The sequence below is a fragment of the Chitinophaga sp. GbtcB8 genome, assembly GCF_019091455.1.
Taxonomy (GTDB): domain Bacteria; phylum Bacteroidota; class Bacteroidia; order Chitinophagales; family Chitinophagaceae; genus Chitinophaga.
In genome coordinates this window covers 1-237 of record NZ_JAGXJN010000403.1, presented here as the reverse complement: position 1 = coordinate 237, position 237 = coordinate 1, and the positions used below count along the sequence as shown (strand labels likewise).

Genomic DNA, 237 nt, shown 5'->3' with positions numbered 1-237 from the left:
TTGGCATGAGCCGGGATACGATTTCCCGTAACTATGAAAAAATATACCGCGCCCATACCGGTAACGTGCATAACGTAAAAGGTTTTGGCCTGGGCCACAGCTACGTAAAAGCCATTGTGGATGCCCACAAAGGCAAAATAAAGGTAGCTAGCGCTTTGGGCAAGGGCAGTAAATTCGCTTTAGAATTTCCGCAGGAATAAGCAATATAGCATGGCATTAACAGAACAAGAAATACAA

The 237-nt window shown here is 44.3% G+C and carries 1 protein-coding gene; it reads left to right on the top strand.

Annotated features, from left to right (window positions below; translation table 11 throughout):
• The coding region (locus KVT36_RS32185; RefSeq protein WP_217607508.1) for an ATP-binding protein at window positions 1-200 on the top strand (200 nt) is incomplete at its 5' end.
• Between the last annotated feature and the right edge of the window lie 37 nt (window positions 201-237).